Consider the following 16298-nt stretch of genomic DNA (forward strand, 5'->3'; position numbering starts at 1 on the left):
GGGGCAAGCTCACTCCTACCGGTGTAGGCGCGGGCTTGCCCCGCGAAGAGGCCCCATCAATCAATCGCGACGGAACTGCGCTATGCCCAAGGCCCTCCACCGCCTCCTCCTCGGCCTGCTCCTGCTGCTGCCCCTGGCCGCCCAGGCAAGCGACGCCGACTACTTCATTGCCGCCAAGGCCAACGAGCAGGCCCGCCTGCTCCAGGCCTGGGCGGCGCAACCCGACCCGGCTCGACTTGAACTGCTGACCGCCCTGCAGCAAGGTCGCATCGCCCCCGGCGACACCCGCAAGCTGCGCTTGAACAACCGCCTGCGCGGGCTGGTCGACAACGCTCTGGCCAGCCATCAACTGCTCGGCAATGACGCCCAGGTGCGCCTGGCCGCGGCCCAGCAACTGCAGAAAAGCGCACAACCGGCGCAGGTTGCCTTCCTCGACCGGCGCTACGCCTCCGAGCCGGACGCTGCCGTACACGCAGCACTTGGCCTGGCCCTGGCCAACCTGCAGCTGGTTGCCGAGGATCCTGCAGTACGCCTGGCAGCGGTGCGGCTGCTCGGTGAAACCGGCGACCCCATGGCCCGCACACGCCTTGAGGCGCTGCTCGAACCGGGCGTAGAAGCGAATGCCAACGTGCGTACCGCCGCCGAGACCAGCCTGGCCCAGGTCAAGCGCAAGCTGCTGATGGGCGAGCTGCTTGGCCAGGCTTTCAGCGGCCTGTCGCTGGGTTCTATCCTGCTGCTCGCGGCCCTGGGCCTGGCAATCACTTTCGGTCTGCTGGGGGTCATCAACATGGCCCACGGCGAGATGCTGATGCTCGGTGCCTATGCCACCTATGGGGTGCAGATCCTCATGCAGCGTTACGCACCTGGCGCCCTCGAGTTCTATCCGCTGGTAGCCCTGCCGGCAGCGTTCGCGGTCAGCGCCGGGGTCGGCATGCTGCTGGAGCGCACGGTGATCCGCCACCTGTACGGCCGTCCGCTGGAAACCCTGCTGGCCACCTGGGGCATCAGCCTGATCCTGATCCAGGCCATCCGCCTGCTGTTCGGTGCCCAGAACGTGGAAGTGGCCAACCCGGCCTGGCTCTCCGGCGGCATCCAGGTGCTGCCCAACCTGGTGCTGCCCTATAGCCGGATCGTGATCATCGGCTTTGCCCTGTTCGTGGTGCTGCTCACCTGGCTGCTGCTCAACCGCACCCGCCTGGGCCTGAACGTGCGCGCCGTCACCCAGAACCGCAACATGGCCGCCTGCTGCGGCGTACCCACCGGGCGCGTGGACATGCTCGCCTTTGGCCTGGGCTCGGGCATCGCAGGCCTGGGCGGGGTTGCCCTGAGCCAGATCGGCAACGTCGGCCCGGACCTCGGCCAGAGCTACATCATCGACTCGTTCCTGGTGGTGGTGCTCGGCGGTGTCGGCCAACTCGCCGGGAGCCTCTGGGCAGCCTTCGGCCTGGGCATCGCCAACAAACTGCTGGAGCCGCAGATCGGTGCGGTACTCGGCAAGATCCTCATCCTTGCGCTGATCATTCTGTTCATCCAGAAGCGCCCGCAAGGCCTCTTTGCGCTCAAGGGACGGGTAATCGACTGATGAACCAGCCTCTGCTTGTTACCGCCACCCAGAAGGTCGGCCCGCGCTGGACGCTGGCCGTCGGCGCCGCTGCCCTGCTGGTGCTGCTGGCCCTGCCGCTGCTGTCGCTGTTGCCCGACGGCCACGGCCTGCAGGTCTCGGCCTATACCCTGACCCTGGTCGGCAAGATCCTTTGCTATGCCATTGTTGCCCTGGCACTGGACCTGGTCTGGGGCTATGCCGGGCTGCTGTCGCTGGGCCATGGCCTGTTCTTTGCGCTGGGCGGTTATGCCATGGGCATGTACCTGATGCGCGAAGCCGCCGGCGATGGCTTCCCCGCCTTCATGACCTTCCTGTCGTGGACCGAACTGCCCTGGTACTGGGCCGGCACCCAGCACTTTGCCTGGGCCCTGTGCCTGGTGGTGCTGGCGCCGGGACTGCTGGCGCTGGTGTTCGGCTTTTTCGCCTTTCGTTCACGCATCAAGGGCGTGTACTTCTCGATCATGACCCAGGCCCTGACCTTCGCTGGCATGTTGCTGTTCTTTCGCAACGAAACCGGCTTCGGCGGCAACAACGGCTTTACCAACTTTCGCAGCATCCTGGGCTTCGAAATCACCGCACAAAGCACCCGGGCGGTGTTGTTCCTGCTTACCGTGGCATTGTTGCTGGCCAGCCTGTACCTGGGCTGGCGCCTGGCCCGCAGCAAGTTCGGCCGAGTGCTGACTGCCCTGCGCGATGCCGAGAACCGCCTGATGTTCTGTGGCTACGACCCACGCGGCTTCAAGCTGTTCGTGTGGGTACTGAGCGCCGTGCTCTGCGGCCTGGCCGGGGCGCTGTATGTGCCGCAGGTGGGCATCATCAACCCCAGTGAAATGTCGCCGACCAACTCCATCGAAGCCGCCGTGTGGGTAGCCCTGGGTGGACGCGGCACACTGATCGGCCCGCTGCTCGGCGCAGGCCTGGTCAACGGCATGAAGAGCTGGTTCACCGTAGCCTTTCCCGAATACTGGCTGTTCTGCCTGGGAGCGCTGTTCATTCTGGTGACCCTGTACCTGCCCAAGGGCGTGGTCGGTCTGTTGAAGAAAAGGGGTGAACAATGAGCGCCATACCACTGCCACCGGTACACCCGGAATTCATGCTCGAACCGATCCTTGATGGCGGCAGCGGCCGCGACGCCATCGGCCTGGGCCAGGCCCGCGGCCAGGGGCTGGATGTGCGCCACGGCACCGTGCTGACCCTTGAGGACATCAGCGTCAGCTTCGACGGTTTCAAGGCCCTGAATGCCCTGAACCTGTACATCGGCGTCGGCGAGTTGCGCTGCATCATCGGCCCCAATGGTGCCGGCAAGACCACCCTGATGGACGTGATCACCGGCAAGGCCCGCCCCATCACAGGCAAGGCCTGGTTCGGCGACACCCTGGACCTGACCCGCATGAGCGAGGTGCAGATCGCCCAGGCCGGCATCGGGCGAAAATTCCAGAAGCCCACGGTGTTCGAGGCATTGAGTGTTTACGAGAACCTGGAGCTGGCACAGAAGGCCGACAAGTCGGTGCTGGCCAGCCTGGTAGCGCGCCTGAACGGCGAACAGCGCGACCGCATCGACGAAGTCCTGCACACCATTCGCCTGACAACCTCGGCCCAGCGCCCGGCCGGGTTGCTGTCCCACGGCCAGAAGCAGTTCCTGGAGATCGGCATGCTGTTGATGCAGGACCCGCAACTGTTGCTGCTCGACGAGCCGGTGGCCGGTATGACCGACGCCGAGACCGAGTTTACCGCCGAGTTGTTCAAGGGGCTGGCGGGCAAGCACTCGCTGATGGTGGTGGAGCATGACATGGGCTTTGTCGGCAGCATCGCCGACCACGTCACTGTGTTGCACCAGGGCAGTGTGCTGGCCGAGGGATCGCTTGAGCAGGTGCAGGCCGACGACCGGGTGATCGAGGTTTATCTCGGACGGTGACTTTTGACGTCTCGACTTGCCCCGCGATTGCCAACCAAGGATAAAAACCATGCTGAAAATCGACTCCCTGCACCAATACTACGGCGGCAGCCATATCCTGCGTGGCCTCTCCTTCGAGGCCAAGGTCGGTGAAGTCACCTGCCTGCTCGGCCGCAACGGCGTCGGCAAGACCACCCTGCTGCGCTGCCTGATGGGCCTGCTGCCTACCCGCGAAGGCAGCGTACTCTGGGAGGGCCAGCCGATCACCGCATTCAAGCCGCATCAACGGGTACAGGCCGGTATTGCCTACGTGCCCCAGGGCCGGGAAATCTTCCCGCGCCTGAGTGTCGAGGAAAACCTGTTGATGGGCCTCTCCCGCTTCAGCGCCAGCCAGGCCAAAAGCGTGCCGCCGTTCATCTACGAGCTCTTCCCGGTGCTGCTGCAAATGAAGCACCGCCGCGGCGGTGATCTTTCCGGCGGCCAGCAACAGCAACTGGCCATCGGCCGCGCGCTGGCAAGCCAGCCACGCCTGCTGATCCTCGATGAACCGACCGAGGGCATCCAGCCATCCGTGATCAAGGAAATCGGCGCCGTGATCGCCACGCTGGCCGCCCGCGGCGATATGGCCATCCTGCTGGTGGAGCAGTTCTACGACTTTGCCGCCGAACTTGCCGACCAGTACCTGGTGATGTCCCGGGGCGAGATCGTTCAGGCCGGACGCGGTGAAAACATGGAGGCCGAAGGTGTGCGCGGTCTGGTAACCATTTAACCTGAGCGCCACTGCCTACCTGTTCGAGAAGCTGCCATGACCTACCTGCTGCGTGATGCCGTAACTGCCGACCTGCCGGGCATTCGCGACATTTACAACGACGCCGTGCTCAACACCACGGCGATCTGGAATGAACAACCCGTGGACCTGGCCAACCGCCAGGCCTGGTTCGATGCCCGCGAGGCCCAGCGCTACCCGATCCTGGTGGCGGTGGATGATAGCGGCGACGTGCTGGGCTACGCCTCTTTCGGTGACTGGCGGCCGTTTGAAGGCTTTCGTCATACCATCGAGCACTCGGTGTACATCCGCAGCGACCAACGCGGCAACGGCCTGGGACCTATGCTGATGCAGGCCCTGATCGAGCGTGCCCGTGCCTGCCACAAGCATGTGATGGTCGCCGCCATCGAAAGCGGCAACACCGCCTCGATCCGCCTGCATGAACGCCTGGGCTTCACGCTCAACGGGCAAATGCCCCAGGTTGGCGTGAAGTTCGGCCGCTGGCTTGACCTGACCTTCATGCAACTGATCCTCAACCCCGGTATGCCCCCACGCTCGACGGAGTGATGCCCGATGAATGCTGCGCAACTCAACCGCGTGACTCACGAAAGCTTTGCCCACTACCGTGACGGCCTGGTGGCGTTGTTGATCGATGCCGTGCGCCACGGCGCCTCGGTCGGTTTCATGGAAGGTATCGATACACAGCAGGCCAACAGCTACTTCGACGAGGTCAAGCAGCGCGTGGCCAGCGGTGAGCTGATGCTGTGGGTAGTGAGCAAGGACAAGCAAGTACTGGGCAGTGTGCAGCTGGGGTTGTGCCAGAAGCCCAATGGTTTGAACCGGGCTGAAGTGCAGAAGCTGCTGGTGCATAGCGAAGTGCGCCAGCACGGGCTGGGGCAGCAGTTGATGCAGGCACTGGAGGCTGCGGCACGCCAGCAACAGCGGGGGCTGTTGTACCTGGATACCGAGGCAGGGTCAGGCGCAGAGGGCTTCTATCGGACGCTGGGGTATAGCAAGGCAGGCGAGATTCCGCAGTATGCCTGTGGGCCGGACGGGATGTATCAGGCGACGGCCCTGTATTTCAAATTACTGTAGCCGCTGCCGCCAGGCTGCGATCGGCCGCAAAACGGTCGTACACACCAATATGGCGACTGCTACGCAGTCGATCGCAGCCTGCGGCAGCAGCTACGAACGATCGGCTTTACCCCTGCAAGAACCTGCCCAAGCGCTGCTTGAGCATTGAGTTCTCGCTACGCAACTGCTGCACTTCCTCCAGCAGTTCCAGCGCCAGCGCCACCCCTTCCCACTCCAGCTCAAGGTCACGCTGCAGCTTGGCGGCGCGCTTGGCCAGCACCGCGGCCTGATCGTCAAACAGCCACTCTTCCGGCGTTCGCCCAGAAGGTTCGACAATGCCATGTTCGACGATTTCGATCACGTAGGCCGCCGGTAGATCGGCTTCCCGGCACAGGGTCTGCATGTCCAGTTGAACGACCAGGGTACTGCTCATGATCAGCTACTCCATTGTGTCCTCGGATTGAACGCCGCCTTCTCTGCCAGCTTGCTCCACAACTCGCGCGTCGCATCGTCGTTGTGGCTCGGCATCACCACCTTCAGCTGCGCATACAGGTCACCGCGCTGGCCCTGCTTGTTGGCCAGGCCCATGCCCTTGACCCGCAGGCGTTGACCGCTCTGGCTGTCTGGGCGAATGGTCAGGTTGATCTTGCCGGTCAGGGTCGGCACCGCCACCTTGGTACCCAGGGCAGCTTCCCATGGCGCCAGGGGCACGGTGATGATCAGATCATGACCTTCGACATCGAACAGCGGGTGCGGTGCCATGCGAATGGTCAGGAACAGGTCACCGTTGGCGCCGCCGCCAATCCCCGGTGCGCCCTGGCCCTTGAGGCGGATCTTCTCGCCATCGCTGACGCCGGCTGGAATCTTCACGTTCAGGGTCTTGGTGGTGAAGCCGGTGCGCTGGCCGCTGCCGTTGTACTGCGGCACCTGGAAGCTGATCTGTTTCGACTCGGTGGACAGGGTTTCCTCGAGGAAAATCGCCAGTTCCATTTCCACATCCTGCCCTCGCCGACCGGTGCTGCGTTGCTGGCCGCGACCAAAGGGATTGCCGTTGCCATTGCCACTGCGAGCGCCAAAGATCGAGCTGAAGAAATCGGAAAAATCACCGCCCTCAAACCCGCCGCTGCTGCGACTTTCCCAGCCAGGCGGGCCCTGGAACGGCCGGCCATGCTGGCCATATTTACGCAGTTCGTCGTATTCGGCGCGTTTTTCCGGGCTGCTCAAGGCCTCGTAGGCCTCGTTGGCCTCCTTGAATTTTTCTTCGGCGTCACGCTCTTTGCTGACGTCGGGGTGATACTTGCGCGCAAGCTTGCGGTAGGCGGTCTTGATCGCCTTGTCGTCCGCCGTGGGCTCTACGCCAAGTATCTTGTAGTAGTCTTTGAAGTCCATCTAAGGAACCACCATGAGTAAATTTGATGCTGCTGTAGATGGGGGTCAAGCATAGCCTTTACAAGGCGTCCCTGGGTTTGATGCAAAGCAGATATTCGGTCTTGATTCTGCTGACAACTGGCATAAACTGCGCGGCCGTTTTTCCCCCGGACAGTACATCCCATGAGTGACGCATCCCCGGCCCGTGCCTGCGGCATCGACTTCGGCACCTCCAACTCCACCGTCGGCTGGCATCGCCCCGGCATCGAGTCGTTGATCGCCCTGGAAGACGGCAAGATCACCCTGCCGTCGGTGGTGTTCTTCAACATCGAGGAGCGCCGCCCGGTGTACGGCCGCCTCGCCCTGCACGAATACCTCGAAGGCTACGAAGGCCGGCTGATGCGCTCGCTCAAGAGCCTGCTGGGCTCCAAGCTGATCAAGCACGACACCAGCGTGCTGGGCACCGCCCTGCCGTTCAAGGACCTGTTGGGCATGTTTATCGGCGAGCTGAAAAAGCGCGCCGAAGCCAACGCCGGCCGCGCGTTCGATGAAGTGGTGCTGGGCCGTCCGGTACACTTTGTCGATGACGACCAGGCCGCCGACCAGGAAGCCGAAGACACGCTGGCAGAGGTGGCGAAGAAGATCGGTTTCAAGGAAGTCTCCTTCCAGTACGAGCCGATTGCCGCGGCCTTCGACTACGAGTCGAACATCCAGGGCGAGGAACTGGTGCTGATCGTCGACATCGGCGGGGGTACCTCGGACTTCTCCCTGGTGCGCCTGGCACCTGAGCGGCACATGCTCGACGACCGCCATGAAGACATCCTCGCCACCGGTGGTGTACACATCGGCGGTACCGACTTCGACAAACAACTGAGCCTGCAGGGCGTCATGCCGATGTTCGGCTATGGCAGCCGGATGAAAAGCGGCGCCTTCATGCCGACCAGCCACCACATGAACCTGGCGACCTGGCATACCATCAACTCGGTGTACTCGCAAAAGTCCCAGCTGGCCCTGGGCAGCATGCGCTACGACATCGAAGACACCAATGGCATCGACCGCCTGTTCAAGCTGATCGAACAGCGCGCCGGGCACTGGTTGGCGATGGAAGTGGAAGAGACCAAGATCGAGCTCACCCACACCGACAGCCGCCTGGTCGACCTCAAGCGCGTCGAGCCGGGCCTGAGCGTGGAATTGACCCGGGCGTTGTTCGAGGCCTCCATCGACAGCCTGCTCGAACGTGTGCGCGGCAGCGTCAGCGAACTGCTGGCCAAGGCCGGGGTGGGTGTCGAGCAGGTGGATACGGTGTTCTTCACCGGTGGTTCGAGCGGTATTCCGGCGTTGCGCCAGAGCGTGGCGGCGATGCTGCCCAAGGCCCGGCACGTCGAGGGCAACATCTTTGGCAGTATTGGTAGCGGGTTGGCGATCGAAGCGCGCAAGCGGTACGGCTGAACACCGATCGCGGGGCAAGTCGAGACGTTGCCCCGCGATGCTGTCAAACCAGCTCAGCCTGCCTCAGCTCACTCTTCAGGTACGCATAGTAGATCGGCCCTGCCACCACCCCCGGCAAGCCAAATGCCGCCTCGCACACCAACATTGCCAACAGCAGTTCCCACGACTTGGCACTGATCTGCCCGCCGACAATCCGCGCGTTGAGGAAGTACTCGACCTTGTGGATAACAATCAAATAGCCCAGCGCCGCCATGGCCACCCAGATCGACAGTGACAGGCCGACGATGGTGATCAGGGTGTTGGACATCAAATTGCCAATGACCGGCAACAACCCCAGCAGGAAGGTCAGCACGATCAGGGTCTTGGTCAGCGGCAGGTGGACGCCGAACATCGGCAGTACCACCGCCAGGAAAATCCCGGTGAAAAAGGTATTGAGCAGCGAAATCTTGATCTGGGCGAAGACGATGTTGCGAAATGCCTGCACCAACAGCGCCAGGCGGTTGAACAGCGCTGCCGCCAACGGCTTGCGTCGGGAAATGTCGGGGATGCGCTGCAGGGCAACGATGGCCCCCAGGATCATGCCGATCAGCAGGGTGACGAACATGTGCGCCGCGCCCTTGCCCACCAGTTGCAGCTCGCCCAGGTGGGTCTTGAGCCATTCGCCGATGGCCACCTTGAACTCGGCAGCGCTGGCCGGCAGGTAGGCGTCGACGAAGGGCGGCAGCTGGCCGCGGGCCTGATCCACCAGAAGCATGAACTTGTCCAGCGAGGCGCCGGGGTTCTCGGCCTCGTGCAACAGGAAACTGATGGCACCGGCAAACAGCAAGGTCAGCGTGCTGACCACCAGCGTACCGAGCAGGGCCACCGCCAGCCAGCGCGCCCGCTCCCCGGCAATCAGGTGCTGCAGCTTGGGGGTAAGCATGTTGACCAGCTCGAACACCAGCAAGCCTGCCAACAGGCTCGGCAACAGCTTGAGCGGCAGCGCCAGCAACAGGCCGGCGAACACAATGATCCAACTGGCCAGTTTGATCTGGCGCGGAGTGAAGGTCATACAACCTCAAGGGGGCAACTGCAGGAAAAGGCGCAGTCTGCCAGCCTTCGCCGGGCAGGCATAGTGCCGCGGCCGCTGCGTTGGCAGCGGCTGACCCGGGTCAGGCCCAGCGGCTCATTTTTTCTTCAGGCAGTCGCTCATGAACGCCTTGCGTTCGTCGCCCTTGAGCGCCTTGGTGGTGGCATCGGCATTACAGGTTTTCATTTTTTCCTGCTGGGTGGCGGGCTTGGCCTTGAGGCACCCGCTCATGAAGGCCTGGCGCTCATCGCCCTTGAGGGCCTTGGCGGTGGCGTCAGCGTTGCAGGTTTTCATTTTTTCCTGTTGAGCGGTGGCGGCGAAGCCCTGTGAACACATCAATACGCCCAGCAACAGCAGCGGTACACGCACCCACTTCATAGTGTCTCTCCTTGTCGCAGCGCCCGTCGCGCAGCATCGCCCTGAGTGTAGACAACAATCCTTACACCCCCCCGGCCCGGGCCTGGCGCCGATATTGCTCGGGCGTGCAGTGGGCATGACGCTGGAACATGGCGATAAAAGCCGATGGGCTGCTGTAGCCCAGCTCGAAGGCGATCTGCTGGATCGGCAGGTTCTGCTCCAGCCCCTCGATAGCACGCAAAAACCGCAGGCGCAGGCGCCACTCGCCAAAGCTCATGCCCAATTCGCGCGCGAACTGGCGGGCCAGGGTCCGTTCACTGACATGCACCGAAGCTGCCCAGTCGGCCAGCGGCCGATTGTCCCCAGGTTCGTCGTGCAGGGCCTGCAGTACGGCGTGCAGGCCGGCGCTGCGGGCATAGGGCAAGAAACACGTCTGAGTCGGGGCGAGGCGCAGCTGGTCTACCAATACCTGGGCCAGCCGCCGGTCGGCCTCGTCTACCGGGACTTTCACGTCGCGCCGGGCAAAGTCGCCCAGGATTGCCTTGAGGATTTCACTGATCACCAGGGTGCAGGGCTGCGCCGGGAGCGTTTGGCACAAGGCGCGGTCCAGATACACCGAACGGTAAACAATGGCCTGAGGGTTGTAGCAACTGTGCTCGGTGTCGGGTGGCACCCACACCGCGTAGTGGGGCGGCGAGACGAAGCGCTGCCCACCGATCTCCAGGTGCATGATGCCGTGGGCCGCATAGTTGAGCTGGCCCCAGCCGTGCCGGTGCGCGGCGCTGTGGGTATCGGCGCCGAACTCGTCGTAGCGGAAGTACACCGGCGCCGGCAAGGCGTCGAATTGCGGGATGTTGACGTATTTACGTGCCATGGTGTCTGGATCGATGGGCCGGTTGTCTGGATGCAAGTATAAGCAACAAGACAGACAGGCGGATAATAGCTCCCTGTACCCTCAAGAGTTCCTGCTTCATGAATTATGCGTTTCCCCTGCTGGCCATTCTGATCTGGGCCGGCAATACCGTGGTCACCAAGATGTCGGCCGGCGCGATCTTTCCCGCCGAGATCGGCTTCTATCGCTGGCTGCTGGCCGGGCTGCTGTTCACCCCGTTCCTGCTGCGGCCGATGCTGCGAAACTGGGCCCAGATCCGCCCCAACCTCGGCAAGATCTTCATTCTCGGCGTGCTGGGCATGGCGGTGTATCAAAGCCTGGCGTACTTCGCGGCGGCGATCACCAGCGCCACCAACATGGGCATCATCCTCTCGCTGATGCCGTTGATGTCGCTGGCCATGGCCATCATCAGCCTGGGCCAGCGCCTGACCTACGGTGCGCTGATCGGCGCGCTGGTCTCGTTGGTCGGCGTGCTGGTGGTGGTATCGGCGGGTGACCTGGGCGTGCTGGTGCAACACGGCCTCAATGGCGGCGATGCGCTGATGCTGATTGCCACCCTGGCCTATGCGCTATACAGCACCTTGCTGAAGAAATGGCAACTGCGCCTGCCGCCCTTGCTGCTGCTTTACCTGCAGGTACTGGTGGCGATCATCGTGCTGTTTCCACTGTTTCTGTTCTCGGACAAGACCGGCCTTGGCACGGGCAACATCGGCCTGGTGCTGTACGCCTGCGTGCTCGCCTCGATGGTCGCGCCGCTGGTGTGGATGCAGGCCGTCAGCCGCCTGGGCCCCAGCCGCACCACGCTGTTCTTCAACTTGCTGCCTGCGGTTACCGCGGTGATCGCTGCGGTTGCACTCGATGAGCAACTGGCCCTGTATCACCTGTTCGGCGGCCTGCTGACGCTGGCCGGGGTGATCCTTGCCGAACGCTGGAAAACCCCGGTGCGTCCTGCCCACGCTACAGCCCCGCAGCCTTGAGTCGCTCGGCGTGCTCGGTGAACAGGCGCACTGGATCAGCGCCCTTGCCGACCGCGCCGAGTGACTGATTGACGATATCCAGGTGGTCGAGCGGGTAGTCATCACCGATCACCTGGCCCAAGTGCGAGCTGTAGCGCCCGACCATGCCGTCGCACTGCCCGACCTCATGGACGAAGGTGCGGGCAAACAAGCGGCAAAAGCGGTTGCTGCCGTCCAGGCGGTTCAGGCCGGTGTCGGTCAGCCCCGGCTGCAAGGTGCCCGACCAAGAGTAGTAGCGTACGCCATTGACCTCGGCCGGCCCTTCCCCGCCCCAGGTGGTAGGCAGGCCCTGTGGATAAGCCTGATTGAACAGGGCAACACCGGCACGGGTCAGCGAATGGTGCGAGGCGTGTACATCGATGGGCAGTTTCGGCCCCCGCCAGCCGGTTTCCAACCACCCCATCAACACCCCCAGGCCATGCAAAACCGCCTTGAGCACGCGTCCGCGGGCAGAGTCGGCGGGGTATTTCTCGTGCAGGTAATCGGCCAGTTCCGAGCCGTGGTTGGGGCCGGCGACGGACGTCACCGAGGCCACCCATTCCGGACGCCGGGCAGCGGCATAACGGGCCGTCAGGGCGCCCTGGCTGTGGCCGAGCAGGTTGACCTTGTCGATGCCGTGGTGGGCGCGGAGGTCTTCGATGATCCGCAGCAACTGCTCGCCACGCACCTCGGTGGAGTTGATCGGCGATACCTGAATGGCAAACACCTGGGCCCCGCCCCGGCGCAGGGCCGACACGATGCCGAACCAGTAGGGATAGAGCAGCAGGCGGACAAAGCCGAGCATGCCCGGCACCAGCACCAGTGGATAACGTGTGGCAAGCGCTTGCGCCATGGCTGCATTCCCCCGTTCCGTGGACAGTCGGCCAACCCTACAGGCACTTCGATTGCAATCGCAATCGAACTCCCGGCGCGCGCTGCGGTTCCAACCCTGTAGACCCTCAGCAAGGAGCTGGACCATGTACAAGCAGACCCTGGCAATCCTCCTGGCCACCACCGCCCTGGCCGCCTGCGGCAGCCGTCCAGAGAACCCGGTGGATTACGTCACCTATCGCGACGAACCGCTGGTCAAGCAAGTAGAGAACGGCATGACCATGCAGCGAGTGATCGCCATCGGCGGCAACCCGTCCACGGCCATCGACCTGCCTCATGGTGGTACCTGCAACAACTACATCCTCAACCGCGACGGTCACCAGCAGCCCTACTACGTGCGCTTCGACGCCACCGGCCATGTCGACGACAAGGGCTTCAAGACCTGTGAGCAACGCCAGGAAGACGACGCTGCCGTCGAGAAAGCCAAGGCCAAGGCCGGCGTCTAGCCCCGAAAACATCCCGTTAGCAGCCTGGAGATGACAATGAGCACCGTTGAACTGACCGATGTGAAAACCCTGCGCGCACGTGCCCGCCAGCATGTGGAGCAAGGCGCCGTGACCGAAGGCTACAACGCCGACCGGGAGACTATCCTGCGCCTGCTCAATGAGTCGTTGGCCACCGAGTGGGTGTGCGCCCTGCGCTACAAGCGCCACTACTACATGGCCAGCGGTATCAAGGCCAGCGTTGCGGCCGAGGAGTTTCTCGAACATGCCACCCAGGAGCTAGAGCATGCCGACAAACTGGCCGAGCGCATCGTGCAGTTGGGTGGCGAACCGGACCTCAATCCGGACAACCTGAGCAAGAACTCCCATGCCCAGTACGTGGCCGGCAAGAACCTCAAGGACATGGTGCTCGAAGACCTGGTGGCCGAGCGGATCGCCATCGACAGCTACCGCGAGATCATCCAGTACATCGGTGAGAGCGACCCGACCACCCGGCGCATCTTCGAAGACATCCTGGCACAGGAAGAAGAGCACGCCGATGATATGGCGGACCTGTTGAAGGGGCTTTAGGACCGGATCGCGGGGCAAGTCTGGCCTTGCCCCGCGTTCAACCCGCCTTGACCGTGCGCGGCGCCTTGCCTGATTTCATCTGCTCCAACAACGGCGTGCATTGATTAGGCACATCCCCACCCGGCGCCACCAGCGCCAGCAAGCCCGCCGCCGGGCCGATCACTACCCCCAGCGCCACCATCCCCGCCCCACGCAACGCCAACGGCACGGCTTGCACACCGGCGCTTGGCTTGGCGAAGGGGCCACGTACATACAGCGGTGAACGCAGCGAGAACAGTCGCAGCCCCTTGGATTCAGGGTTGATCTTCAAATCCAGTTGCTCGGTGGCAAAGTTGGCAGTGCCATTGATGTAGATGATCGCGTTCTCGGTATCGAACACGAACAACCGGGTCGTCGCCAACCCGTCCTTGATGCCGAAGTCGGCAGCGGCGCAGTTGATCTTCACTTCCTTGTCGCCAAACAGCTGGCCCACCACGTAGTTACCCACATTGAGCCCGGCGATTTCCATCAGTCCGCGGCTGATCGCGCCATCGTTGATCAGCATCTTCAGGTCGCCGTTGGCCGTTGCCAGCAAGGCGGCCACCGAGTTGCCACGACCACTTAGGTCCGCATCGCCATTGAGCTGGCCGAAACTGGTTTTCATCGGCTCGAATGTCGGAAACAACTGCTTGAGCTTGAACCCCCGCGCACTGAGCTGGGCACGGCCTTGCAACGGCACCGTGCGACCATCCAGGCGGATCTGGGCATCGAGCTTGCCGCCTGCTACACCAAAGCGCAGCGGTTCCAGGCGCAGCACACCGTCGTCGAGGACGAAGTGGGCGGAAAGGTCGTTGAACGGCAACGCCTCGCTGTGAACGATGCGCTTGCCGCTGAAGGTCACGTCGGCATCCATGGTGCGCCAGCGCTCGGTGCGAAACGCCTCCACCGGCAGCACCTTGCCGGCGGGTTGTTTACTGGCGCCGCCCCGGGCCTTCTGTTCGGCATTGGAGTCGGCGCCAATCAGTGGCGCAAGGTCCTTGAACAGCAACTGATTGGACACCAGGTTACCGCTGAGCTTGGGGCGCGGCTGAGTGGAAACGAAGGTCAGGTCGCCATGAATATCGCTGTTGCCGATCTTGCCGTTGAAGCCTTCGTAGCGAAACAGCGCACCACCCGGCTTATGCAGCTTGGCCACCAGGTGGCCGTCCGTGGCGTAAGGCGGTGAGTCCGGCAAGGTCACGCCGGTCAGCGGATACAGGTTGCTCAGGCTCGCGCCCGACAAGCGCAGGCGCAGATCCAGCGCGCCGAGGTTGCGCGGGTCGGTCAGGGTGCCGGCCAATGCGATCCGGGTATCGGCAATCTTCACGTCGGCCTGCAAGGGAAACGGCTGGGTAGCATCCTGCAGCGCCAGCAGGCCGCCGATCTTGCCGTCGCCAGACAGCGCCTGGCCCTTGTAGCGGCCTTTCACCTTGAGCCCGAAGGCATAGTCCTGCGCCCCTCCGGCCTTCTGCGCCGAGGCCTTGCCGACGATGTCTCCGAAGGGGATCGGTTTGCCCAGCGGGTCGATCTGCACATCCAGCGTGGTTTTCAGAGCCTGGTCGTCGACGCTGACCTGGCCTTTGTCAAAGCCGATGGCGCCGATGTCGAGCGTCCAGTTCGACGGCTCGCTCTGCTCATCCTTGGGACCGAAATCGAATGTCCAGTTGGCCCGGCCATCGGCCAGACGCTTGAGGCTGGCGGTGGGCTGGTTGAGGTCGATGCGGGGAATGACGATCTGCTGGAACAGCAACGGCAGGGGTGCAAGGCGAAATTCCACGCGCTTGAGGCCGACCATCTGCGGCGCCTTGAGCCAGTCCGGGTTACCCAGGGTGAGGTCTTCGGCGATGAAATGCGGCCACGGTACCCAGGCACGCCAGCCGCCCTGCTCCGGCTCGCGGCGCCACTGCACAGCGAGGTTGCCATTGATGGCGAAAGGCCTGTGCAGGGCTTCGGAGACTTTGGCGTTGAGGGTCGGCTTGACCCGGTTCCAGTCGAAGGTGGCGATGAGGATGATCAGTAGCGTCAGAACCAGCAGCAGGCTGGCGAGGGTCCAGGTGAGGATTCTGGCGGGGCGCGTCATTGCATGATTCTCCTGACGACCACACGGCAAGAGTGGGCGTATTGATGGCACTTAATCATCGGACTGATGAAAGCCTCAGGGGTTTAACCGCGGATGCATGATAGCGGGGTTTTGTTGGCTCCTTCCTCCCGACAATGCTCCCTGATAGCCGCTGCAACCATTGTGCTAGAGCCCTCGCGGCAAAGCATCAATCCCATCGATTGTCACCATTAGCCTTATGAACTTTTATCTCCCGCTCCCAAGCGTAGCATTGGCTCCGTACTCACTTTCCAGCCCCGCCGAGGAGCACCGAACCATGAAACGCCAATTACTGCTGAGCCTGTCCCTGTCCATCCTGGCCGCCAATGCCTTCGCCATTCCAGCCAGCGAACAAAGCCTGACCGCTGAGTCGCGCTCCAGCTCCACGGAGATTTCACAGCCCCTGAACCCTCTGGCCGAAGGTGGCTCGGATCGCCTGCTGGAGCGTAACCGCGTAGCCGAAGGTGGTTCTGACCGCCTGCTGGAACGCAACCGTGTGGCCGAAGGTGGTTCTGACCGCCTGCTGGAACGCAACCGCGTAGCCGAAGGTGGTTCTGACCGCCTGCTGGAACGCAACCGCGTAGCCGAAGGTGGTTCTGACCGCCTGCTGGAACGCAACCGCGTAGCCGAAGGTGGTTCTGACCGCCTGCTGGAACGCAACCGTGTTGCCGAAGGTGGCTCTGATCGCCTGATCGAAAAAAACCAACGGGTGGGCTGATGCCGATGCCAGACAACAAGAACACCCAGCGCTGTAGCTGCTCCCCTCCCAGCCCGGTCCATTGACCGGGCTTTGTTTTTCCACGCGCAGGCT

The 16298-nt window shown here is 63.1% G+C and carries 18 protein-coding genes; 11 read left to right on the top strand and 7 right to left on the bottom strand.

Annotation, left to right across the window (positions count from 1 at the left end):
• Positions 1–82: 82 nt before the first annotated feature.
• From urtB to ABVN19_RS19960, 6 genes are read left to right on the top strand one after another with little or no spacing between them, the layout of a single operon-like run.
• On the top strand, positions 83–1582 hold the full coding sequence (gene urtB / locus ABVN19_RS19935) for an urea ABC transporter permease subunit UrtB (protein ID WP_028945723.1): 1500 nt from the start codon (positions 83–85) through the stop codon (positions 1580–1582).
• Positions 1582–2661 carry an urea ABC transporter permease subunit UrtC gene (urtC, locus tag ABVN19_RS19940; RefSeq protein WP_105642405.1) on the top strand — a complete coding sequence of 360 codons (1080 nt, stop codon included), beginning with the start codon at positions 1582–1584 and terminating at the stop codon, positions 2659–2661. Before urtB ends, urtC begins: the two co-directional genes overlap by 1 nt.
• Positions 2662–2696: 35 nt before the next feature.
• Positions 2697–3518 (top strand): urea ABC transporter ATP-binding protein UrtD, encoded by an 822-nt coding sequence (urtD, locus tag ABVN19_RS19945; RefSeq protein ID WP_028945721.1) that lies wholly within the window; start codon positions 2697–2699, stop codon positions 3516–3518.
• A 49-nt stretch (positions 3519–3567) separates the two neighbouring features.
• The gene (urtE, locus tag ABVN19_RS19950) at positions 3568–4266 is read left to right on the top strand and encodes an urea ABC transporter ATP-binding subunit UrtE (RefSeq protein ID WP_105642406.1); all 699 of its coding nucleotides are present in this window, start codon (positions 3568–3570) and stop codon (positions 4264–4266) included.
• Positions 4267–4302: 36 nt separating this feature from the next.
• Positions 4303–4830, top strand: coding sequence for a GNAT family N-acetyltransferase (locus tag ABVN19_RS19955; RefSeq protein ID WP_028945719.1), 528 nt, complete (start codon positions 4303–4305; stop codon positions 4828–4830).
• Between the two features lie 6 nt (positions 4831–4836).
• The gene (locus ABVN19_RS19960) at positions 4837–5358 is read left to right on the top strand and encodes a GNAT family N-acetyltransferase (protein ID WP_105642407.1); all 522 of its coding nucleotides are present in this window, start codon (positions 4837–4839) and stop codon (positions 5356–5358) included.
• A gap of 106 nt (positions 5359–5464) precedes the next feature.
• On the opposite strand, the gene ABVN19_RS19965 is transcribed toward ABVN19_RS19960, so the two are convergent.
• Together ABVN19_RS19965 and cbpA are read right to left on the bottom strand one after the other, a co-directional pair.
• Positions 5465–5770: a chaperone modulator CbpM gene (locus ABVN19_RS19965; RefSeq protein WP_028945717.1), complete on the bottom strand. Its 306-nt coding sequence runs from the start codon at positions 5768–5770 to the stop codon at positions 5465–5467.
• A 2-nt stretch (positions 5771–5772) separates the two neighbouring features.
• A complete protein-coding gene (gene cbpA / locus ABVN19_RS19970) occupies positions 5773–6726 on the bottom strand; it encodes a curved DNA-binding protein (protein ID WP_028945716.1) in 954 nt (317 codons plus the stop codon).
• 162 nt (positions 6727–6888) lie between these two features.
• Between cbpA and ABVN19_RS19975 the strand changes: the two genes are divergently transcribed.
• Complete coding sequence (locus tag ABVN19_RS19975) at positions 6889–8154, top strand: Hsp70 family protein (RefSeq protein WP_028945715.1); 1266 nt, start codon at positions 6889–6891, stop codon at positions 8152–8154.
• A gap of 43 nt (positions 8155–8197) precedes the next feature.
• Here the strand turns inward: ABVN19_RS19975 and ABVN19_RS19980 are convergent, their stop codons facing one another.
• From ABVN19_RS19980 to ABVN19_RS19990, 3 genes are all read right to left on the bottom strand, one after another.
• Positions 8198–9205, bottom strand: coding sequence for a membrane protein (locus tag ABVN19_RS19980; RefSeq protein WP_028945714.1), 1008 nt, complete (start codon positions 9203–9205; stop codon positions 8198–8200).
• A gap of 114 nt (positions 9206–9319) precedes the next feature.
• The gene (locus tag ABVN19_RS19985) at positions 9320–9601 is read right to left on the bottom strand and encodes a PsiF family protein (protein WP_028945713.1); all 282 of its coding nucleotides are present in this window, start codon (positions 9599–9601) and stop codon (positions 9320–9322) included.
• Between the two features lie 61 nt (positions 9602–9662).
• Positions 9663–10454 carry a helix-turn-helix transcriptional regulator gene (locus tag ABVN19_RS19990; RefSeq protein WP_028945712.1) on the bottom strand — a complete coding sequence of 264 codons (792 nt, stop codon included), beginning with the start codon at positions 10452–10454 and terminating at the stop codon, positions 9663–9665.
• A 98-nt stretch (positions 10455–10552) separates the two neighbouring features.
• Here ABVN19_RS19990 and ABVN19_RS19995 point away from each other — a divergent pair, with 98 nt between their 5' ends.
• Positions 10553–11449, top strand: coding sequence for a DMT family transporter (locus ABVN19_RS19995; protein WP_028945711.1), 897 nt, complete (start codon positions 10553–10555; stop codon positions 11447–11449).
• Here the strand turns inward: ABVN19_RS19995 and ABVN19_RS20000 are convergent.
• Positions 11430–12320: a triacylglycerol lipase gene (locus ABVN19_RS20000; RefSeq protein ID WP_028945710.1), complete on the bottom strand. Its 891-nt coding sequence runs from the start codon at positions 12318–12320 to the stop codon at positions 11430–11432. The genes ABVN19_RS19995 and ABVN19_RS20000 overlap by 20 nt on opposite strands.
• A 124-nt stretch (positions 12321–12444) precedes the next feature.
• Between ABVN19_RS20000 and osmE the strand changes: the two genes are divergently transcribed.
• Both osmE and ABVN19_RS20010 read left to right on the top strand, forming a co-directional pair.
• On the top strand, positions 12445–12804 hold the full coding sequence (osmE, locus tag ABVN19_RS20005) for an osmotically-inducible lipoprotein OsmE (protein ID WP_028945709.1): 360 nt from the start codon (positions 12445–12447) through the stop codon (positions 12802–12804).
• A 36-nt stretch (positions 12805–12840) separates the two neighbouring features.
• Entirely contained in the window at positions 12841–13371 is a 531-nt protein-coding gene (locus ABVN19_RS20010) for a ferritin-like domain-containing protein (protein WP_028945708.1), read from the top strand.
• Between the two features lie 37 nt (positions 13372–13408).
• Here the strand turns inward: ABVN19_RS20010 and ABVN19_RS20015 are convergent, their stop codons facing one another.
• Positions 13409–15469, bottom strand: coding sequence for an AsmA family protein (locus ABVN19_RS20015; RefSeq protein WP_105642408.1), 2061 nt, complete (start codon positions 15467–15469; stop codon positions 13409–13411).
• Positions 15470–15764: 295 nt separating this feature from the next.
• Here ABVN19_RS20015 and ABVN19_RS20020 point away from each other — a divergent pair, with 295 nt between their 5' ends.
• Positions 15765–16205 carry a phage infection protein gene (locus ABVN19_RS20020; protein WP_353632766.1) on the top strand — a complete coding sequence of 147 codons (441 nt, stop codon included), beginning with the start codon at positions 15765–15767 and terminating at the stop codon, positions 16203–16205.
• Positions 16206–16298: the final 93 nt, after the last annotated feature.

Source organism: Pseudomonas vranovensis (assembly GCF_040438935.1).
Lineage (GTDB): Bacteria > Pseudomonadota > Gammaproteobacteria > Pseudomonadales > Pseudomonadaceae > Aquipseudomonas > Aquipseudomonas vranovensis.